Annotated in this window: 18 protein-coding genes; 10 read left to right on the top strand and 8 right to left on the bottom strand. The window is 46.2% G+C overall.

All coding sequences use genetic code 11. From position 1 onward, the window contains the following. The first annotated feature begins 122 nt into the window (after positions 1–122). The 6 genes from FME95_RS06720 to FME95_RS06745 all read left to right on the top strand — a co-directional run bounded on the left by FME95_RS06720 (position 123) and on the right by FME95_RS06745 (position 7,607). Complete coding sequence (locus FME95_RS06720; RefSeq protein WP_147713621.1) at positions 123–635, top strand: type II secretion system protein; 513 nt, start codon at positions 123–125, stop codon at positions 633–635. A gap of 71 nt (positions 636–706) precedes the next feature. Further along, positions 707–1,237, top strand: coding sequence for a prepilin-type N-terminal cleavage/methylation domain-containing protein (locus tag FME95_RS13765; RefSeq protein ID WP_147713622.1), 531 nt, complete (start codon positions 707–709; stop codon positions 1,235–1,237). Then, on the top strand, positions 1,206–1,832 hold the full coding sequence (locus tag FME95_RS06730; protein ID WP_147713623.1) for a prepilin-type N-terminal cleavage/methylation domain-containing protein: 627 nt from the start codon (positions 1,206–1,208) through the stop codon (positions 1,830–1,832). Before FME95_RS13765 ends, FME95_RS06730 begins: the two co-directional genes overlap by 32 nt. A 1-nt stretch (position 1,833) precedes the next feature. After that, the gene (locus FME95_RS06735) at positions 1,834–2,688 is read left to right on the top strand and encodes a prepilin-type N-terminal cleavage/methylation domain-containing protein (RefSeq protein ID WP_187265462.1); all 855 of its coding nucleotides are present in this window, start codon (positions 1,834–1,836) and stop codon (positions 2,686–2,688) included. Beyond that, positions 2,685–3,152 (top strand): hypothetical protein, encoded by a 468-nt coding sequence (locus FME95_RS06740; protein ID WP_147713625.1) that lies wholly within the window; start codon positions 2,685–2,687, stop codon positions 3,150–3,152. The genes FME95_RS06735 and FME95_RS06740 overlap by 4 nt, the downstream gene beginning before the upstream one ends. 54 nt (positions 3,153–3,206) lie before the next feature. Then, on the top strand, positions 3,207–7,607 hold the full coding sequence (locus tag FME95_RS06745) for a LamG domain-containing protein (protein WP_147713626.1): 4,401 nt from the start codon (positions 3,207–3,209) through the stop codon (positions 7,605–7,607). 29 nt (positions 7,608–7,636) lie between these two features. On the opposite strand, the gene FME95_RS06750 is transcribed toward FME95_RS06745, so the two are convergent. Then, complete coding sequence (locus tag FME95_RS06750; RefSeq protein WP_147713627.1) at positions 7,637–7,984, bottom strand: hypothetical protein; 348 nt, start codon at positions 7,982–7,984, stop codon at positions 7,637–7,639. Next, positions 7,984–8,883 (bottom strand): flagellar protein MotY, encoded by a 900-nt coding sequence (locus FME95_RS06755; protein ID WP_246109335.1) that lies wholly within the window; start codon positions 8,881–8,883, stop codon positions 7,984–7,986. Before FME95_RS06755 ends, FME95_RS06750 begins: the two co-directional genes overlap by 1 nt. A gap of 195 nt (positions 8,884–9,078) precedes the next feature. Here FME95_RS06755 and rnt point away from each other — a divergent pair, with 195 nt between their 5' ends. The 3 genes from rnt (at position 9,079) to FME95_RS06770 (ending at position 10,688) form a co-directional block, all read left to right on the top strand. After that, complete coding sequence (gene rnt / locus FME95_RS06760) at positions 9,079–9,759, top strand: ribonuclease T (RefSeq protein WP_222709916.1); 681 nt, start codon at positions 9,079–9,081, stop codon at positions 9,757–9,759. 71 nt (positions 9,760–9,830) lie between these two features. Then, positions 9,831–10,133 (top strand): MTH1187 family thiamine-binding protein, encoded by a 303-nt coding sequence (locus tag FME95_RS06765; protein ID WP_147713628.1) that lies wholly within the window; start codon positions 9,831–9,833, stop codon positions 10,131–10,133. 141 nt (positions 10,134–10,274) lie between these two features. Next, positions 10,275–10,688, top strand: coding sequence for an Rrf2 family transcriptional regulator (locus FME95_RS06770; protein WP_147713629.1), 414 nt, complete (start codon positions 10,275–10,277; stop codon positions 10,686–10,688). Between the two features lie 76 nt (positions 10,689–10,764). Here FME95_RS06770 and FME95_RS06775 read toward each other — a convergent pair whose 3' ends face one another. Then, on the bottom strand, positions 10,765–12,381 hold the full coding sequence (locus FME95_RS06775) for a methyl-accepting chemotaxis protein (RefSeq protein WP_147713630.1): 1,617 nt from the start codon (positions 12,379–12,381) through the stop codon (positions 10,765–10,767). A gap of 428 nt (positions 12,382–12,809) precedes the next feature. Beyond that, a complete protein-coding gene (orn, locus tag FME95_RS06780) occupies positions 12,810–13,349 on the bottom strand; it encodes an oligoribonuclease (protein WP_147713631.1) in 540 nt (179 codons plus the stop codon). 70 nt (positions 13,350–13,419) lie between these two features. On the opposite strand from orn, the gene rsgA reads away from it, so the two are divergent. Then, a complete protein-coding gene (gene rsgA / locus FME95_RS06785) occupies positions 13,420–14,445 on the top strand; it encodes a small ribosomal subunit biogenesis GTPase RsgA (protein WP_147713632.1) in 1,026 nt (341 codons plus the stop codon). A gap of 68 nt (positions 14,446–14,513) precedes the next feature. Here rsgA and FME95_RS06790 read toward each other — a convergent pair whose 3' ends face one another. From FME95_RS06790 to purL, 4 genes are all read right to left on the bottom strand, one after another. After that, positions 14,514–15,494, bottom strand: a complete 981-nt coding sequence (locus tag FME95_RS06790; protein ID WP_147713633.1) for a DUF6708 domain-containing protein — start codon at positions 15,492–15,494, stop codon at positions 14,514–14,516. Between the two features lie 288 nt (positions 15,495–15,782). After that, on the bottom strand, positions 15,783–16,133 hold the full coding sequence (locus tag FME95_RS06795) for a hypothetical protein (protein ID WP_147713634.1): 351 nt from the start codon (positions 16,131–16,133) through the stop codon (positions 15,783–15,785). A gap of 31 nt (positions 16,134–16,164) precedes the next feature. After that, positions 16,165–17,154: a trypsin-like serine protease gene (locus FME95_RS06800; RefSeq protein WP_147713635.1), complete on the bottom strand. Its 990-nt coding sequence runs from the start codon at positions 17,152–17,154 to the stop codon at positions 16,165–16,167. A gap of 91 nt (positions 17,155–17,245) precedes the next feature. Next, positions 17,246–21,145: a phosphoribosylformylglycinamidine synthase gene (gene purL / locus FME95_RS06805; RefSeq protein ID WP_147713636.1), complete on the bottom strand. Its 3,900-nt coding sequence runs from the start codon at positions 21,143–21,145 to the stop codon at positions 17,246–17,248. Positions 21,146–21,195: the final 50 nt, after the last annotated feature.

The following is a 21,195-nucleotide window of genomic DNA, read 5'->3' on the forward strand; positions in this document are numbered from 1 at the left end:
TCTAACCTACCTGCTTAAAGTAATTTCTTAACTTTGGCCTCGGCCGAATCAAAATAACTGGTTAAACAACTACGATCAGACCTAACCGTTTGCTCAACCGATATAAACAGGGAATAGATAGAATGAAAAAACAAGCTGGCTTCACGCTTATTGAATTAATTATGGTAATCGTTGTTCTTGGCATTTTAACGGCCATTGCCTTACCTCGTATTGCTGACCTGAGTGGCGAAGCTGAAAAAGCAACGGCTCAAGGTGCCTTAGCTGCGGTTAAATCTGCGTCTGTAATTACTCATGCTCAGTACTTAGCGGCTGGTGCAACAACAGACAGCACAGGTACTGAAACTTTATATTCAGTAGACCTTGAAGGTAAAGCAATCGAAATCATCAACGGCTACCCAGGTGCTGACACAACCAACGACGACACTGCAACATCAGCTGCGCCTGCGAGTATCTGTGTTGCCGCTGGCATCAGTGACGACTTTAGCTGTACAACCGATTCAGCTGGCACAACCGTTACCGTCACTACTACTCAAGGTAACTGTAAATTTACTTATGCTGAAGCAGCAGACAGCAGCTCTTCGCCTGAGATTAGTACAGACGTTCTTGACGTTGATACGAACAACACTTGCGGTTAATAACCGCTGACTAGGCGAAGCATTGTTGTTTCGCCTTTCATTAGTTAACACTACTATTGTTAGTTAAAACTATGCATAAAAACCGAGGCTTTACGCTGGTTGAACTGGTTGTCGTGATGATTATTCTCGGCATACTTTCAGCTTTTGCGTTACCTCGGTTTTTTTCGACCTCGACATTCCAAAATTCATTTGACCAGTCAGACTTTATTAATGCGCTCGATTGGACAAAAAACCGCGCTGTTACCGCCCATTGCAGCTATGAAATGCGACTGACTGACCAAGGCTGGTCTGTGTATCGAGATAACGACTGCTCGACTCAATTGACCGAAGTTGGCTGCACCAGCTCACTAAAAATGGTCGGCCCGGTCAACAATAGCCTTGCCTCAGCCTTATCGGGTACTTACCCAACCGTGAGCAGTGCAAATAGTCCATTGCGATTAATCTATTTAGCCACCGGTGAATTAGCCGTGAGCAACAGTTTAGCCAGTGACAGCTGTACCGATTTACCAACCAGCTTGACCGCCAGCCGTGGTACCATCAACCTAGAGTCAAACAGAACGCTTTCTTACGATGAAGCCACTGCCTATGTTGAAATCCAATAGTTCCTCTTTGCTGCCAGCACACCCTAACAAGCGATTACAAACAGGACTGACACTCATCGAGCTGATCATCGCCATTGTTATTATTTCCATTGCCGCAGTTGCCATTTCTGCCACACTCGGCCGACAGGTACTGTTTAATGTCGACCCGATGTTACAAAGCCAAGCTCAGCTATTGGCTCGCAGCTACTTACAGGAAGTCAGCAGCAAAGCTTTTTTTGACCCCAGTAACGACCCGCGTTTGCAATCTGGTTTAACTCAGGCAGAAGTCAGTGCCGCACTTTTGGATCAAAGCCAGTCGGCCAGTTCAAACAACCGCAGTACTTGGGACAACCTTTACGAATATCATGACTATAGCGATAACATCCGAGACATAAACGGTAATCTCATTACCGAACTGGCGGCTTACCAGGTTGCGATCGATATCGATGTCAGTGCTGGGCTGACACTCGACACGCTCAGTAACAGCAGTACTTGCCCTGCTACGATTGCGCGTATCGACATCAGCGTCACCGACCCAAGTAACCAAGTCACTCGCTTAAGTGGTTACCGTACTGCCTATTGGGATGAATCCACCTATTGGGCAGGAGGCTGTTAGCATGCACACAATGCGTAACAAGGGCTTCACCCTGATTGAATTAATTATTGTTATTGTCATTGCTGGCATTTTAAGTGTTGTTATTGCGCCACTGATCGGCAATCGGTTTTCTGCTGCCTATCAATCAACCCAACGTGCCTACTGGGTACAACAAGCAGAACAAGCCTTTATTCAAATACGCCGCGATCTAGCCAACAGTGTGCCCAACTCAGTTTTTATCGCCGACAGTAATGACAGCAACGTCGAGTTTTTAACCGCTCCGGCAACCATCAGTGCTTACGCTATACGCTACCGCAATAGCGCCAATGCGCCTTACGATCATCTGAGTCTTTATAACGACAACAGCTTCGATACTTTTGTCGATGTCAGTGAAGTACCAGCTTACATCAGCATTAATACCGAAAACGCTGATGACCTGCGAGACCAAGCCGGTAATCTTAACTCGTTAGGCAGTGACATTTCGGTGGCTCAAATTGCCAGCGCCAGCACTGGCACTGCAGAAAACGGCAGCCCTATTACAACGATCACGCTTTCCAGTTCGCATTCTTTTAGTGGCCATTCACCCTATTACCGAGGCTATTTTTTTGATGGCCCAGTTGGCTATCAATGCGATACCACAAACGGCTACCTGTACCGTTATGCTGACTACAGCTCGATAGACCCTTTATCCAGCTTTACCACCCGCACCTTAAACGCGCGCCAAGATCGTATTATTAGCCGATTAAAGAGTTGTGCTTTCTCGATTGTTGAAGGCGGTGTTTACAGCCCGCCGGTATTACAAATCAGCATTGAAGTTGGCGATGACAACGAGAGCGTGCAATTAATCGAGACGATTTTACTGAGCAATGCGTCATGAATGAGCCCACTCCAGCGATAGATTTTTGCCGAATAAAAACAGCCAACGGCCGCCCACCAAAGGCCAACCAGCAACAGGGCATTGCATTAGTAGCGGCGATTTTTTTAATGATCGTTCTTGGCTCTGCGGTCATTCTTTTAAGCACGCTCAGCTTACGTAATGCTGAACAAACCACGCAAAGCCTATTACAGATGCGCGCACAGCAAGCCGTTGCCGCGGCACAAGAATATGCTGTACAACAATTGATTAAAACCGATGGCGCCGCCTGCGCCAGCATTGATGGCAACAGTCTTTCGATCGATGCATTCAGTGAATTTAACATCAACATTGAATGCACCGGCTACCAATACGACGGCGCATCGCAAACAATATGGCTCTATAATTTATATGCCAGCGCAGAATACGGCAGCATCGACAACCCTGATTATGTTTGGTCAGAGCTGGAATTTTCCGTTGAATTTTAACCCCTGTTTTGTACGCCTTGTTACGTGCAGCCAAAGTGAGTGCTAACGTCTTTCATGAAACAGCTAACCCTTATGTCATCGGCTTATCTAGCCCGCCTATTTTCACTGCTGATGTTTGTGCTGGCCTCAACTACGTCGGCAGACTCGGCATTTTTCCAACTCAATGAAAGCACCAATTGGGATGGCAGTTCTGGCGAAATTGTCGATACGCTGACCAACTACAGTTCGGCTAGACGCATTGGCGACGCGCAAATTATTAGCGACTCCGATGCCTCAGCTTGCCTCGCCGGTTTCATTCCTGAAAACTCGAACTCCAGCCAAGATGCCATCGATACTGGCGTTGACATCGACGATGATATTGGCGACCAAGGCACTATTATGTTTTGGTATAAAAGCGAGGATGACGATGAAAACCGTCGCTTATTCGATGCTTCAACAGACAGCAAATATTTTTATCTTTTTTTAGATGACGACAACGAGCTGGAATTTAAACTGGAAGATTCTGACGATGAAGATTTCACCATCTCTTCCGATGACTTCGACTCTGAACAATGGAACCATATTGCCGTCACTTGGGACCTCGATAACGATGAGCTAGTGCTCTACATAAACGGTAATCAAGAAGATAATGACGATATCGACAGTAACGGTGAATTAGGCAACCTCAGCACGCTGTACATCGGTGACAACCGGCAGACTTCCAATATTGTCGGCACTGACAATTCCGCCACTGGCTACTTTGATGACATTCGCATTATCGACCGCGCGCTTGATGAAGACGAGATAGAAGATTACGCCGACGCCAATCGTAACTGTGGCGGTAGCGGCGGCGGTGACGATGGCGATAATGACGCCGACGACCTGACTCAGCCGTTGGCTTTCTTTGAACTCAGCGAAACTGCCGCTTGGTCTGGCTCATCCGGCGAAATCATCGACTCTACTGGTAATTACAACAACGCCGTACAGGTTGGTGACGCACAAATTGAAACGCAGGCGGATGCTTCCGCCTGCCTTGCTGGCTACATTCCAAGCAACACCGATAACAGCCAAGATGCCATCCATACTTATATTGATATCGACGATAACGTTGGTAACCAAGGCAGCATTATGTTTTGGTACAAAACCACAAGCGATGAAAATAATCGTCGACTGTTCGATGCCAGTACCAACAGTAAATATTTTTATCTAGTTATGGACGATAACGACAACCTCGAATTTAAGTTAGAGGACGATGATGATGATGACTTTGCTGTCGACACAAACAGTATCAACTCCTACGATTGGAATCACATTACCGTCACTTGGGATTTTGACGATGAAACTATCGCCATCTATGTTAATGGCGTCTTACAAGACAGTGATAGTTTTAGCAGCAGCGGCGATATTGCCGAATTAAATACGCTGTACTTTGGCGACAACCGAACCACCTCAAACATTGTCGGCACCAATGATTCTGCCGCTGGCTATTTTGATGATATCCGTATTTTTGATACCGCCTTAGAGAGCGATGAAGTTGCTGGCTTCGCCGCCCTTACACGCAGTTGCAGTGATACGCCTGTTATTTTAATCCCGCCAATTGCCGCCTTTGAACTAAGTGAAACGGCCGATTGGAACGGCACAGCTGGTGAAGTCATCGACAGTACAGGTAACTTTACCAGCGCGATGCAAATTGGCGACGCTCAGATCGCTAACGACAGTTACCAAGAAGCTTCCGCCTGCCTAGCGGGTTATATCCCTAACAACAGAAACACCACTCAAGACGCCATCGATACGGGCATTAATATCAACGATGACATTGGCAATAAAGGCACTATTTTATTTTGGTATCGCAGCGTCGCAAACTCTGGCGACAACCGTTTGTTTGATGCCTCACTCGGCAATAAATATTTTTATATGGCAATCAGCAGCGACGATATTGTCGACTTCAAACTGGAAGACGATGCCGATGATGATTACAACGTGACTTCAATTTCCGGCATCGAATTACAGCAGTGGAATCACATCGGTGTGACTTGGGATCTCGATAATGACCAGATGGAAATGTACATCAACGGTAATCTCACCAGTCGAGTTTCGTTTAACAGCAGCGGTAGCATTGCCGACTTCAACAGCCTCTACTTTGGCGATAACAGACTCATTTCGCCAATTATTGGTACCGACAATTCTGCGCATGGCTATTTTGACGACATCTATATTTTCGATTCTGTCTTAAGCGACGAAAATGTCGATGAGTATGCATCGGTGTTGCGTGACTGTACGGTTAGCGACAGCACGATTCATCACTACGAATTAGATCGTGACTTTTACCAAGGGCTGACTTGCGAGCCATTAAACGTCACAGTACGCGCTTGCTTAGACGAAAGCTGTAGCCAACAAACCAGTGAATTAATCAGCACCAGCTTTTTGCCAACTTCGGGCTGGAATGGTTCCAATACCAAAACCGAATACAGCAGCGGCTCTTCTTTCGAATTTCAGCGCACCACTGCCTCGACCTATAGTTTCGACATTAGCAGTTCGTCACCGGCGTTAGACTCATCGGTCAGCGATTATTTGCGCTGCTTTGTCGGTGGTATCGAACAATCCAATTGCCAGGTTGAATTTGTTGATGCCGGTTATCGCTTCTTTGAAGCGGCCAGTGGCAGCAGCAGCGTTTCGTTTATCGATTTAATTGCCGCTGACACTTCCGACACTCTTTATTTGCGAGCAACTCAAACCGATGAAAGCACAGGCCAGTGCGTTAACGTGCAGACCAGTAACATCGAAGTCGCTTCCGAGATCGGCACCAGTTGCAGCAGCACCGATTCCTGTGTTGCTGGCGAACAGGTTATTTGGAACCAAAGCTCAGATATCGCACTTGCCAATCCAACTGACCAACAGAGCGGCAGTGATTATTCTGACATTGATATCAGCTTTGGCAGTAACGACACCGCAGCCTTTACGCTCACCGCACCCGATGTTGGTATTCAACCACTGACTATTCGCAGCGAGATTCTCGATGTCGATGGTAATGCAACCGGTGAATACATCGAAGGTAGCGTCAGCTTACGCGTGCGGCCTGCCAGCTTGGTGATTCAACAAACCGATGTCGATAACGCCGATTTTTGGACCGCTGGTAACGACTTCGGCGTCACCATTAGCGGCCTCGACGTAAACGGCAACGCCACCAAGAGCTTTGGTCGAATTAACGATCTATACAGCGTCGACTGGACAGGCTCGAGCGTTGCCGACCCGGTTGGTGGCAGTCTCGGTGCAATTATTGGCGGTGATTCAAGTGACGACTGGAGCTCTGTTGACCTTGCCAGTGGCACAGGTATTAGTGGCAGCGACGGCATTACCGAGTCGATCAACGCCGACATCCAATACCAAGAGGTTGGTATGGTTAATCTAGTGGCTACCATCGAGAACTATTTGGGCTCCGACTTCGACGTCACCAGTGCCGACAAACTGACTGGCCCATCAATACCGGCCTACCTCAATGCTGAGCAGATCGACAGCGCCATATGGGGCAGCGAAGACGACAACATTTACCAAGGGCAAAGCGCTGAACTGAGTGAGTTAAGTTTCTCCGTGCAGGCCTATTCTTCGACCGGTACCTTGCTGACCAACTATGTTGGCGATTACGTTGATTTTAATACCGGCTTAGACGACGCCTTGAGTAAACCCGATAGCCAAGCGCTTGTCGGTGGCGATATTGAAACAGGTCAACTCACTTGGCAGGTATCGAACGACGGCACGTTAGCCGAAGGCGACGGTGATGGCACCATTACCTTAACGGCAAACAATGTCGATCTTTTATGGCCACGCAACATCGCCGGAGCGAGCGTGAACGACATCGCTACCGATATCTCGCAACTCGATCTACTCAGTAGCGCGCTCACCGATGCCGATGGCGTCTGTGTTAAAAATTCAGCCAGCGAGACTGACTGTGAAGCACTCAGCGTACAGCTGGAACCACGCACACTCTATTTTGTTCGCGCCAATCTACCGGACACCGTTGCCGGCGGTTACTACGAAGCCGACATCGACATAACCTTGGAAGCCTTGTCGCTGGACAGCAACGGCGATTTTAGCTGGAGTACATTAAGCACCGATAACGACCTCGCCAGCGATACGTTTTATGGCTTAGACTTCGATAGCAGTGTGCATGGCTGTACTTTGGCATCACAATCAGATTCGGAAGCGGCCTGCTTGTTACTCGCGCAAAGCGCCATCTATTACGGCCCTGATGGAACGGGTGATTACATGAGCGCAGGAGAAGCCTTATTCCGCGTTTATTCCAGTGATCCACTCACAGGCTTGGCTGAATTACAGCTCGATGCGCCGCACTGGCTAACATGGGATTGGTCGGGCGATGCCAGCATTGAACTGGATTACACGCTAGACAGTACTGTCATTTTGTTTGGTGAGTACCAAGGTCGACCACCGGTACTGTTTACTCGGCCAAGTTATCGGTAAACACCAAACGCACGATAAGATATGAAACCTTAAGCAGCTCGTTCCAACAGCATTGGCCACAACTGCAAGTGGCTTTGCTGTTCGCTATCAAAACGCAACAAACCATCGTAATCGAATCCACGCCAACTCGATAAATATCGACGCACGCGACCAATACCCTCTGTGCGCTCGGCAATGAGTGCAAAGGCGCCGCGCTGATCTTCCAGATACCAATACAGCTGCTGCTCCAATACTCGCAATTCTGCACGCCGCAGATCGTCGATATCGACACAGGTGAGTGCGCCATTACTACGCCGATGGATCAGCTGCCCGTCTTTAATATCAACACAGGCCAACATCACTTCAGGTTGTTTTACAGTACGCCTAAAAAACATCATTAAGGAGCCTCAAAATCTGGTAAACCCAACAATGGGTCATTTGGATCATCTTCAATACGGTCAAACTGAACAGTGACACGACGGTTTTTCGCCCTTCCTGCCGCCGTTTCATTGGTCGCAATTGGGTAACGGTCACCGTGATAACGAGTCAGAATCATGCCGGCATCAACGCCTGCATTGACCAAATAATCGGTCACGCGATAAGCCCGCTGCTCCGATAACCGACGGTTGTTATAACGGTTACCAGCCGAATCACTGTGACCATCAATATAGATCGCCGTTATCAACGAGTCTTCACGCAAATAGGTAACGATGTCGTCCAGTTGCGAACGCACTCGGGTACTGAGCTGATCGCCTCCGGCATCAAAACTCAGCGTGGTACGTTCTATTTGCCGATAGTTGACCGGCAACAGGCCAGTCTGACAATTCAGATAATCGCTGTAATACTGCTTAAAATTAACTGGCGAAATATGAAGGCTAATGGTGTCGTCGCCGTATTTAGAACGCCGCGTTAATGAAGGCGACATGCCACGGCCTAGCTCATCCATCATGCGACCGGCGCGTGCGGTTTCAATTCGAATGGGAATCGCCAAGTCTTTCACTCGTACATAACCCAGCTCAGTGGTCAACGCGCTGGAGCGCCAAGGCGGCGCCTGAATGGTAATAGCCGCTTGTCCAACGGCCATCAAATTACGCGTTGATTGCAAATAAAACTCTAGGGTTTCGCCAGCCTCATGAAAAAAAACCGCCGAGCCATACTGAGGCAATGGCTGATAAAAACGACAATAGTAAGGGTTCGCTTCTATGCGCCATTCGGTATCGGTCAGGCCGGTACCAAAGGTCACCGCCTGTGCAGATGGTTGAGCAAACGCCAAAGCAACCATGGCTGTCGCACCCATGAAGGGAAACCTAGGTATTAAGGAAAACTTAATCATTAAGGAAAACAACTGCCTAATTTTGGCCATATTCTTCCGCTTTTCTAATATAATTTCTTTCATATCAGTACATTAGCAAGCCTCAGACCAACCTCGTACAACCATAGCTATTTACTGACAAATCAGTAACATGCCTCTTTTTGAATTGTTGGAGAACCCGTGTCGGACATAGACCCACTCAATACACTTGCTGAACGTTTCCGTGGCTATTACCCGGTAGTCATCGATGTCGAGACAGCTGGTTTTAATGCCAATACCGATGCGCTACTCGAAATAGCCGCCGTCACGCTAAAAATGGACGAGCAAGGCTGGCTGGTTCCCGATGATTGCCAATTCTTTAATGTCGAGCCATTCGAAGGGGCTAACCTAGAACCAGCAGCGCTCGAATTTACCGGCATCGACCCTCACAACCCGTTACGAGATGCTGTTGACGAAGGCGAAGCGCTAAAGTCTATTTTTAAAATGGTACGCGCCGGTATGAAAGCCAGTGGCTGTAAACGTGCAATTTTAGTTGGCCATAACGCGACTTTTGATCACAGCTTTTTAATGGCTGCCGCACAACGTGCTGCCAACAAACGCAATCCTTTCCATCCTTTTTCGACTTTTGATACCTCGGCGCTTTCAGCACTTGCCTTTGGTCAAACGGTATTAAAAAAAGCCTGCGAGACTGCTCAGATAGAATTTTCTGATCGCGAAGCTCACAACGCCGAATACGACACCCGAAAAACTGCCGATCTGTTCTGTAACATCATTAACCGATGGAAAGAATTAGGCGGCTGGCCGTTAGCCGCAGCAGAAGATGCAGATGCAGATACAGACATAGATAAAGAATCTATCTAAAAATTTGCCTAAGAACCTGCCAACAGCCGCGATTAAACAGACGCCAACGTACAGATGAAAGGAGCTCGACAATGAAATGCATGGCCGACCTTTGTGTTATTCCATTTAATGGCAAAATTTCAGTTGCCCAAGAAATTGCCCAGTGTCAGCAGATACTGCAGCAGTTTGATATCGACATTCAGCTGCACGGCTATGGCACCAATTTATACGGCGAATGGGACGACGTATTTGCCGCCATTAAAGCCTGCCATGAACAGCTGCATGAAACCGGCATTGTGCGCATTAATTCCACCATCAAGGTGGGCACTCGCACCGACAAAGACCAAAAGATCGAAGATAAGGTCAATGCCGTCAACGACATCTTAAACGCTTAACAGGTTTTTACTGTAATTTTTTACTGGTAATAAAGCCAAGCTGAAATGGCAGCAGCGCAACAATTACAGCAACGCACAATGACCAATAAGCAACTCACTGTTAAAAACAGGCGTTAAAAATAACCAAGAGGCCAGAGCAGGATGAGAAAAGACAGCCGACTATCACGCATGCTGCACATCTTAATCCATATGGATAACATGGAAGAGGTCGCGACATCCGAATTTCTAGCCAACATACTCAGAACCAACCCAGTGGTTGTCAGGCGTACCATGAGCGGCTTACGCGAAAAAGGTTATGTCACCTCGGTTAAAGGTCATGGCGGCGGCTGGCGGCTTAATGTTGCACTGGAAGATATAACCTTGCTGGACATTCACAACGCCTTAGGTGAAAGCTCGGTTTTTTGTATCGGCCTAAGCGATGAACACACCGAATGTAAAATCGAACAGGCGGTGAACCGAGAAATCAGCAGCGCACTAAACGCTGCCGAACAACAGCTACTGACTCGCTTTGGAGAAGTCAGCTTGGCCGTACTGGCAAAAGATTTTAAACAATAACCTTTAAATCATGATTGCTTATCACCTTCGCCACTACGCACAAAGCCGAGCCGAATAAAAACACCAACAGGCCTAATTATTTAACAATAAAATAGTTAACGTCCTGCTTTAGTTTTTTAGCAAGCTGTTCTAATGCTTTCGTTTCTTCGGTATTGCGCTGTAAAAACTGGCTGGTCTCTTTCGACATATTGGCCACTTCTTCAACACCTTGACTGATCTCCAGAACCGTCGCTACTTGAATATCCGTTGCTTCAACCACTTCCAATACTTTAGCTAGTGAATCATTCGATTGCTGCTGAATATCACTCAGTAACGCGTTCGCTTCACGGGTCAAACTCAAGCCATTTTCGACTTGCGGCACAGTGGTTTCCATCGCTTCTACCGATGCCTGGGTGTCTTCTTGAACCTGATTGATCATTTCTTCGATATCACCTGTCGCCTCGTTAGTACGCTGCGCCAATTGACGTACTTCGTCTGCAACAACCGCAAAACCTCGACCGGATTCTCCTGCACGAGCCGCCTCAATTGCGGCGTTCAACGCTAACAGGTTAGTTTGCTCAGAGATGCCTCGAATGACATTAATAATGTCTCCAATCTCTCCTGCTCGCTCTTTCAGTACATTCACTTGGTTCACGGTGGCATTTACTGTATCTGATATTTTCTCAATTTCTGTTGCGACCTTTTGCACCGCATCGCGACCTTTTCTAGATAGCTCTACCGTATCATTGGAGTTACTTTCTGTTTGGCGCACAGTGTCTGCAATCGCATTAATACTTAAATTCATATCGTTTAGGCTTTGCACTGCCTGATCGGTAAATTCAACCTGCTTATCTGCTGCAACCAAAGCCTGTTCAGTACCAGAAGCAACAGTCGCCGAACGATCTGATAATTCTTCCGATGAACCAATAATTTCATTGACAATATCGACGAGCTTTTCTTGCATCACCTGTACTGATGACATCATGCTATTTTGACTAAGTGATTTAATTTGCGCAGTTAAATCACCTTTTGCAATCTTAGCGATAACCTGAGCAGCTTGCTGCGGCTCACCGCCTACCGAATGACGAATACGACGGCTGATAACGAATGTAACGCTAACCCCAATCATAATGGCGATCACCGTTAACAGGATCATCCAACCTTGAAACGAGCTGGTTACTTTTCTGGTTTCTTCTGTTGCAACAAAATTAGCGTTCTCTTCAAAATTGATGAATTCATTAATCACCGCCAACCAATCAGTAAAGGCCGGCTTTGCTTGATTCAGCAGCAAGGCCTCTGCTTCTTGATTATTTCCGCTTCGCTGTAACGTAATAATTTGACTGACTAACGGCAGCGTTCTTCGCTCTACATTTTGAATTTTGTCGTATATCGCCTGCTCTTGAGAGGTCAACACAACAGTATCCATCGCTGTTGCAGCCTCTTTATAGAAGGCGGCTAACGAGTTAATTTCAGCGACGCTTTGGCTCGCTTCATCTGCGCTTCTTGCTAGTACGACATCACGGATAGCAATGGCTCTATCATGAACACTGCCGCGGAAATTGATCGCGTAACGCTGTTTCATAGCATTCACGTCGGTCATTTGAGTAATGGTGGCATCGATGAAGTTAACTCGCTGGACACCGATTCCAGAGAGTATGATCATCATGGCTAAAATAGCCCCAAAGCCTATGATTAAGCGAGTATTAATAGTCATCTTTAATTCCGTTTGGTTCCGTGCATTGCTGCTTAGTTCTGTTTAGCTCTATTTAGTTCCGTTGCGTCGTCCTGACAACACTCAAAAATATACAGATCTGTATATCATATAAGATGCAAACCAGCTCTAGAATGTTTTTTTGTAACAACACTGTTGATTGAACTTTTAACGAGATGGCAATCACTACCCTAGAGCCTCAGAGAAAGTGAAGCTTAGCGACACGTAAAATACAAGTAATCTGCACGCCACATCACCACCAGTAAGTCTTCCAGCCTAGCAATGGCAGGCTGACTTACAGCAGTAACAGTCTATGACATTAGAATGAGCGCGCCATTTAACATAAGGCTGGCACCTAATTTTGAGTACAAAAAAACCTCGCGTATGCGAGGCTTCTAGATTATTGAAACGAAAAGATGGACCCTTAATAACTATTTCAAAAAATTATCTTTATAAAAACGTAGCTCTTCAACCGACTCGATAATGTCGTCCATAGCGCGATGGCTGCCTTTTTTTGTGTAACCAGACAATAATTCTGGCTGCCAACGGGCGGCGAGTTCTTTTAACGTACTGACGTCGATATTACGATAATGACAATAACTATCGATGCTTGGCATGTACTTAATTAAAAAGCGGCGATCTTGCCAAATGCTATTGCCACACAGCGGCGAAGCACCTTGCTCAACCCACTGCTGCATAAAGCTCAATGTTTGCGCTTCTGCTTCAGCAAGGCTGATGTCGCTGCTTTTAACCTTATCGGTAAGGCCTGATTCGCCATGATGGGTTGTGCACCATTCATCCATCTCATCTAAAACCGAGTCTGGCTGGTGCACCACGATTGAAGGGCCTTCTGCCAAGATGTTCAGGTCTTTATCAGTAATCAGAGTGGCGATCTCAAGAATGTGGCAAACGTCAGGGTCTAGACCGGACATTTCCAAGTCTATCCAGATTAAATTGGATTTTTTATCCATTAGGCTCAACCTTTTAGCAGGGAACAAGTAAACTTAGCGCTCAGTATAACGTATTAAGCTAAGCAAGCGCATGAGCAAACGACGATTAAGCCGACAGCAGCAGCATCGAATTGACAAGGTTCAACAAGAGCGCCTTGCCCGCGCGCAAAAGAAAGATGCAATCATTGATGAACAAATCAATGGCGAACTCGGCGCGCCAGAACAGGGGTTAATTATTGCTCACTACGGCGCTACACTCGATTTACAACGTGATAGCACAGCAGGCGGAGACATTATTCGCTGCAACGTTCGCAGTAATTTACCTGCGATGGTCACCGGCGATCAGGTTGTTTGGCAGCCAGACAACAATGGCGGCGGTGTGATTAATGCTTTGGTCGAACGACGCAGCATTCTGACTCGGCCAGACGTACGCGGTAAATTGCGCCCAGTAGCAGCTAATGTCGACCGTATCATTATCGTAATTGCGCCTAGCCCACGAACACCGGTTAATTTAATTGACCGTTACTTGGTGGCAACCGCACACGATGATATCCACCCGATTATTTTATTAAACAAAAGCGATCTACTCAGCAAAGCGCCAGAAATGCAGCAAGAGCTAGATGAATATAAAGCATTGGGTTATGAGACTCATATTGCTTCAGCAACTGAAGTCGACGGGTTGCAGCAGATCCAGCAATTAGTCGCAGAAGGAAACTCGGTATTTGTTGGTCAATCTGGCGTTGGTAAATCGTCGATCATTAATCAACTACTGCCAGAAGAAGACTTAAAAGTCGGCGATATTTCACAAGCTACCGGCAAAGGTAAGCACACCACAACAACTGCAAAACTCTACCACATTCCAAGCGGTGGCCAACTGATCGACAGCCCCGGCATTCGTGAATTTGGTTTATGGCATACCAGCCTTAATGATTTACACAAAGGTTTTCCAGAAATTTCTGAGCAGTCACACTACTGCAAATTCAACGATTGCAGCCACACTCATGAACCCGGTTGCGCATTAAAAAAAGCCGTCGAAGATGGCGTTATTTTAGCGCGCAGACTTGAAAGCTTTTTATCAATTCGTGACTCACTTGATGAAGTAGATATGCGGTTATAAAAAACGCATCGGCAGTTGATAATATTCAAGTCATCAAAGACTCTGACCCTTTGATTCCTGCTTTGAAGTCAGTGCCAATTACAACATTCGCCTGTCCATTCGTGCACTTCCTTCGGCCATTTATGCTTAACAGGAGTTAATAGAGCCATTTTATTGGGGTTGAATAAAAACACAAACGGCGCAGTAATGATAAAAACTAAAACTGCTTTGAGATAACCAGTTTTCCGTGCTAATTCAGTGTTAAAACTCGGCCGCCTTGGCTTTTTAGTTATTTCAATATACAAGGGTTGCTCACTGTTCATGTAGCGGCGCACGTATTCCCAGTAGGTGTAGAGCGGGATATGGTGATTCATATTATGAAGCATATTCAGTGCGACATGCTTTTGTCCTGTTAGGTCTTGGTTAACTGCATGCTTTGGGTTTAGCCAAAGAGTCAGCTGATAACCGTCTTGTAAACCACGATAGCCTTCATTTCTTTTAGCCACTTGAACAGATAGTTCACACTCCTGCCATGGAATACGATATAAGACTTTTTTGTGCCACACGTAGACTTCTTGGTTCTTCTTATGAAAACGTACAGGAGTAGCTAAAGGACAAAGAAATGTTATCGAACTTAGACCAAAACAAAGGAAGTACATTCCATATATAATACTTTCTGGCACAACCCATGTAGTAAAAGATCGAATCACCAAGTAATCAAAAGTCCACCAGATAAAAGCAACAATTAACCCGCTATAAAAGAAAACATCTCGATTTGTAACTGAATTAACGCGCATATCCAAATAGCCATCGTGACCACCTGCGGAAGAATGGTCAAACACTTCACCTAAATATTTGGCGGACAAATCACCTGGATAATCAGGATGATCAGGCTCATCTTCATAATCGAAGCGGAATTTTTTATTGCCTGGATTCAAAGTCTCATGCAATAGAGAGGCCCCATTAGGGTAATAATTTAAAGCATGTTCCGTCCTCTGGAATTTCGGAGTTACACCGAAGTGCTCAGGGGCAACCCATAAATTGGAGCCAACTTTTTGGATGTTACTCATAGTCTTTTTGCTCCATTATAAAGCTTTCCACTTCTGTTTTATTCTGCCACTAGCGCTGACGATACCAATGCATAATAAATAATTACAGTCACACTCATGAACCCGGTTCGCGCATTAAAAAAAACGTTAAAGATGGCGCTATTTTAGCGCGCAAACTTGAAAGCTTTTTATCGATTCGTGACTCTCTTGATGAAGTAGATATGCGGTTATAAAAAACGCATCGGTATTTTATAATACGCGATGCGTTTAAATTTTATTTCGATTAATTTTAACTAAATCAATTAAAAATCATTCTGCATTTTTAATAATAGGCTTTAGTCGATAATCCGTACGAACTTCGTTTTTAAATTGATACTCTTTATTACCGAAGTTGTATTCAAACACCAGTTCTTTTAACCGCGGATAAGCCAAACAATTATCTGGTTGATGTTTTTCTAAAAAAATAGAATCACCCTTTACCAAAAGATTAAAATTCTGCTCACTAGTGCAGCCTTTATCACTTACAGATACAGTTAATTTATCTTCGCTGAGTATCGGATTATAAAGTACTACATCTTCATTAGTAGCGCTGGAATTTAACGCACAGCTAGAAAGAATAATTAGCAATAATAAAAAAATAGGCTTTAACAAATAGTGCATAATTCTATCCTTTGAAAGCAACTGGCATTAATCAATCGCTCAAGCCATGACCGATGACCATGACACTAATATCCGAGCCTGGATTTTGCTCGGCATCTTCCGCTAATTCAGCAAACAAATCCGTTGAGGGTAGTGATAAAGATTCATTCGAAGGCCAAGGCGAAGGACCTAATTGAATCAGTGCGATGTCATTTTCCAAATCATCTACATCACCACGCCAATCGTCATGAACCGTGATGTCTGAACCAGTAACCGTATGAATCTCTAAATAACTGCCGATGTATAAAACAAATCCTGTTGCATCTTCACTCTCTGAATCAGCACTCCAAGTACAATCAACCCCAAATTCATCATAAGTACATACTTCGTATGCCATTTCGTCAGAATAATTACCAACCAAAAGATAAATTTGCTCTTCAGATGAAAGATCATCAACACAATGGGCTGCGGTTAGCACCCAGCCATCGCCTAGATAAGAGCCGCCGCAAAACGGATAGTAATAACCTGTATAGTCAGGATACTTCGTCATTAGGGTAACAAAGTATTCATGATTATCTGTTTCGGCATCAATGCCACCAATAATGGTTGGCTGAACAATAGAGTCGGAGTGCTCCATTGAGGTTGCAGTAATATCATAGTTAGTCGTTGCTTCTATCCACCCGACAAATTCGTAGACATCTGCAAAGCCACCGTATTTGTAATAGGTATATTCGCAATTATTAATTGTCCAACTGGTAACGCCTAAAAGAATGTTGTCGGTACCATCGTCATAAAACAATGGGCCACCGCTGTCGCCCGAGCAAACACCTACTTCAGAATCGCCAGCACAGACCATAGAGCCAGAATCGAATGAATCACTATACACACTCTCACACTGGGTATCTGTTTGCGGGGTAATGTAGAGCTCTTGAAGAATAGCATTCTGAGTATATTCATCGCTTCCATCCCCACCATTAGAAGAGCTAGTACAAGACACACACAAGAGGACTAATAACTGCAGACCTATTCGAAAATACACCATCTAAATACTCTTTAATATAAAGTTTGCCTTAGCATAACCCAGGGCAAACTATTAAATTCCGACTCAATCCACAAAAACAATACTATTCAAACTAGCCCAACCAAACCCGCGCATTACGGAACATACGTAACCAAGCGCCATCTTCTTGCCAGCCTTTCGGTTTGCTTGAATTAGTGACGGTACGGAACACTCGCTCTGGATGCGGCATCATGATGGTGATGCGGCCGTCGGGCGTGGTGAAACCATTCATACCCAATGGTGAACCATTTGGATTCTGCGGGTAATGCTCAGTAACTTTGCCGTAGTTATCGGTGTAACGCAGTGCCAATTGGCCGCTGTTTTCAGCCAGCTGTTGATGCGCTGAATCTTTAAATTCGGCTCGGCCTTCGCCGTGTGCAACAGCAACCGGCATACGTGAACCAGCCATACCTGCTAACAGGATAGAAGGCGACTCGGTAATTTCTACCATGGCGGTACGGGCTTCAAACTGCTCGGAATGGTTACGCACAAAGTGTGGCCATGCTTCGCTGCCATCAATAATAGAACGCAGATTAGAAATCATCTGGCAGCCATTACAAACACCTAACGCAAAGGTATTACTGTCGGCAAAGAAACTTTGGAATTGATCTTTCACTGATTCATTAAACAGGATCGATTTTGCCCAGCCTTCCCCTGCGCCTAAAACGTCGCCGTAAGAGAAGCCACCGCAAGCGGCAAGGCCATTAAACTGTTGCAGCTGAGTTCGACCTGCAATGAGGTCACTCATATGAACATCTACCGCATTAAAGCCAGCACGTTCAAAAGCAGCGGCCATTTCCATCTGACCATTAACACCCTGCTCACGCAAAATTGCGATGCTTGGACGAGCCCCCTTGTTAATAAAGGGCGCAGCGATATTCTCGTTTACATCGAAGCTTAACTCGGCATGCAAGCCGGGGTCGTTGGCGTCAAGCAATCGGTCGAACTCTTGCTCTGCGCATTCGGCATTATCACGCAGCGCCTGAATGCGATAACTGGTTTCGCTCCACATACGCAAAATATCAGTGCGCGGCTTAACATAAATTTCTTCGTCATCGGCGAGCACCCGAATAAAGTCATCATCATTTAACTGACCAATCACGGCGACACAATCTTCTAATCCAGCGGCAGAAAACTGCTGCAACACCTGTTCGGTGTCGGCTTGCGCCACTTGAATCACGGCACCTAATTCTTCACTGAATAGTGCTGCCAGTAGGTTGTCGTCGTTTAGGCGATCGGCATTCAGGTCGATACCCGTACGTCCAGCAAAGGCCATTTCAACAAGGGTAGTAAACAAACCGCCGTCAGAGCGGTCGTGATAAGCCAACAGTTTTTCATCAGTAAGTAAGCCCTGTATGACTGCCCAAAATGCTTTTAAGTCTTCGGCGTCGTCAACATCCGGTGCAACATCACCAACCTTGCGATACACCTGAGCCAGCGCACTACCACCGAGCCGGTTTTGGCCTCGACCTAGGTCGATTAGAATTAAATCGCTTGCGGCTTGGGTGGTTTGCAATTGAGGCGTAACGGTTTTGCGTACATCCAACACCGGTGCGGCACCCGAAATAATTAAGCTCAACGGCGCTGTTACAGCTTTGGTTTTACCATCTTCTTGCCAAGTGGTTTTCATCGACATCGAATCTTTACCCACTGGAATGGTTAAACCCAGTGCTGGACAAAGTTCTAAACCAACCGCTTGCACGGTATCGTAAAGTGCTTCATCTTCACCCGGGTGACCGGCTGCGGCCATCCAGTTAGCCGATAAACGTACTTTTTTAATATCGCCAATTTCGGTTGAGGCTAAGTTGGTCAGCGTTTCTGCAACCGCTAATCGGCCAGAGGCGGCAGGGTTAATCAGCGCCACTGGTGTGCGCTCGCCCATCGCCATCGACTCACCCTGATAGCCTTGATAATCCGCCGTAGTGACTGCGGCATCGGCAACAGGAATTTGCCACGGGCCAACCATTTGGTCGCGCGCAATCATGCCGGTAATTGAACGGTCACCAATGGTGATCAAAAAGCTTTTACTGGCAACGGAAGGCAAATGCATTACGCGCTCAACAGCGTCGTTAATATCAATACCTTTAGTACTAAAGCTGTCTAGTTGACGCTCAACACGTTCAAAAGAGCGCGACATTTTAGGCGGCTTGCCAAGTAAAATATCGAGCGGCATATCAACTGCGTTATTATCGAAATGACGATCCGACACTGTAAGGTTTGGCTCTTGTGTCGCCTTACCAATAATCGCATAAGGGCAACGTTCACGTTCACAGAAGGCTTTAAACTGAGCCAGTTTTTCATCGGTTACGGCCAGCACATAACGCTCCTGCGATTCATTACACCAAACCGCGAGCGGCGACATGCCCGGCTCATCATTTGGAATATCGCGAAGTTCAAATTGGCCGCCACGACCACCGTCGGCAACCAATTCTGGAAACGCATTCGATAAACCACCGGCACCAACATCGTGAATAAAGCTGATCGGGTTTTCTTTACCAAGTGACCAACAACGGTCGATCACTTCTTGGCAGCGACGCTCCATTTCTGGGTTGCCGCGCTGTACCGAGGCGAAGTCTAAATCTTCATTGCCTTCGGCGCTGTCGACCGAAGAAGCCGCGCCACCGCCCAAGCCAATTTGCATAGCAGGGCCACCCAATACAATCAGGTTGGCACCAACAGGAATTGCATCCCACGCCTTTTCGATGTGCTCTTCTTTAATGTTGCCATAACCGCCAGCAATCATAATTGGCTTGTGATAACCACGAACATCGTAGCCATCAACACCCGGCACAGACTGTTCAAATGTACGGAAGTAACCGGTTAAATTTGGACGGCCAAATTCATTATTGAAAGCTGCGCCACCTAAAGGGCCGTCGATCATAATATCCAACGCGCTAACAATACGCGCTGGCTTGCCATAGCAACTTTCCCACGGCTGTTCAAAACCTGGAATGCGCAAGTCCGAAACGGTAAAGCCTGTTAGACCAGCTTTCGGTTTACCACCAGAACCGGTTGCGCCTTCATCACGAATTTCACCACCCGAACCGGTTGCCGCACCAGCAAAAGGTGCAATCGCGGTTGGGTGATTATGGGTTTCGACTTTAAATAAAATATGAATATTTTCATTGTGATAAGCGTATTGATGATCAACACCCGGATAAAAACGCTCACCCTGATAACCAGCAAAAACGGCGGCATTATCTTTATAAGCAGACAACACGCCTTCGCTGTTTTCGTTATAGGTATTTTTGATCATTTTAAATAACGACCAAGGCGATTGCTCACCATCGATTGTCCAGTCGGCATTAAAAATTTTGTGACGGCAATGCTCTGAGTTGGCTTGCGCAAACATCATTAACTCAACATCGGTTGGGTTACGTTTTAATTCGGTATAAGCCTTTAATAGATAATCGATTTCGTCATCAGCCAACGCCAAACCTAATTTGATATTGGCGGAACTTAACGCATCTCGACCGCCAGCTAATAGATCGACTTCGGTCAAGGCTTCGGGGTCATGTTCACCAAATAATTGCTCCGCTTGCGGCGCTTGTAAGTAAACCGATTCAGTCATACGGTCGTACAATGCAGCACTGGCAATTTTGAGTTCAGTCTCACTCAATGCCTGTTCAGCTTGAATCCAATAACGGATGCCACGCTCAATACGACGCACAGAATCTAATGCACTGTTATGAGCAATATCTGTCGCTTTTGTTGCCCAAGGTGAAATGGTACCAACCCGAGGTGTCACCCATAACGAGGCAGTGCTATATTCTTCGACAGCAACGCTTGGGCCATAATGCAACAATTGGCTTAACACCTGATGCTGCTTATCGGATAAGCTGTCCGTCAGGTCAACAAAGTGAACGAATTCTGCGTATACTTGGGTGATGGATGGAACAAGCGTTTGCAGCTCTTTTGTGAGCCGTTGGCGGCGAAACTGCGATAGAGCGGGGTTACCTCGAAGCGTGAGCATCTTTAAGAACCTGTGTCGTCAAAGTTTGGGCGGAAAATCGGGCGGTATAA

It is taken from the genome of Reinekea thalattae, from assembly GCF_008041945.1.
Lineage (GTDB): Bacteria > Pseudomonadota > Gammaproteobacteria > Pseudomonadales > Natronospirillaceae > Reinekea > Reinekea thalattae.